2 protein-coding genes are annotated in these 707 nt (G+C 61.2%); both read right to left on the bottom strand.

The window, feature by feature from the left end:
- Positions 1-164, bottom strand: a 164-nt coding sequence (locus tag UIA24_RS23060; protein ID WP_330524048.1) for a phage tail tube protein, incomplete at its 3' end; no start/stop codon positions are given.
- A gap of 57 nt (positions 165-221) precedes the next feature.
- A partial coding sequence (locus UIA24_RS23055; RefSeq protein WP_330524047.1) for a phage tail sheath C-terminal domain-containing protein occupies positions 222-707 on the bottom strand: 486 nt, incomplete at its 5' end.

The following is a 707-nucleotide window of genomic DNA, read 5'->3' as shown; positions in this document are numbered from 1 at the left end:
ACCGCATCGACCGCCACATAGGGCGTCAGGTCTTCTTCCTTGAACACCCCCGTGGCAATCGTCTCGCGCTTGAACTTGGACAACGGCACCTCAACACCGCCGGTAATCGTCAACTGCTCGCCGTCGACCTTGATGTAACAGGTGCCCGCGACTTTCTGACCCATAAAGGGATCTCCCATAAAAAAGCCCGCGCAAGGCGGGCCGGGATGGATGTGGAAGGGTTACGCCGCGTCTTCGTACTGCAGGCGGAACTGATAGAGCAGCGCAAACACGCGCAACTGATTGACCAGATCCGGCGGGAACAACACGTTCAGGCGGTTCGGGTTGCTCGCGTCGCGCTCGACAATCAGCTGCGCCTTGAACAGCTCGGTGTTCTCAACGATCCCGGCGCGCTCCAGCTCACGATACGCCGCGATCAGTTCGCCACGGATCACCAGCGGCGTGACGATTGCCTGGCCAGCGCCGAAGTTGGTGCCATCGTTGGCCAGCTTGCAGCGCCCGTACTTGCTGGTAATCCGGCTGCGCAGGTAGCGGATAACGTGCGCCGACTGGTGCAGCGTTTCGCTGTCCAGATAGGAGTCATCCGGCTGGCCGAAGGCGTTACGCTGGTAGGTCGTCACGGCGCGCTGAATGCGGTACTCGCCGCCACTGCTCGATGCCGTAGCGATGCCGCTTTTCAGCAGGGAATCCGCCTCGGACAGCATGAA

The sequence above is a fragment of the Pseudomonas sp. AL 58 genome, assembly GCF_036348395.1.
GTDB classification, from domain to species: domain Bacteria; phylum Pseudomonadota; class Gammaproteobacteria; order Pseudomonadales; family Pseudomonadaceae; genus Aquipseudomonas; species Aquipseudomonas defluvii.
The sequence above is the reverse complement of the archived record's forward strand: the minus strand, read 5'-3'. Positions and strand labels throughout refer to the sequence as shown.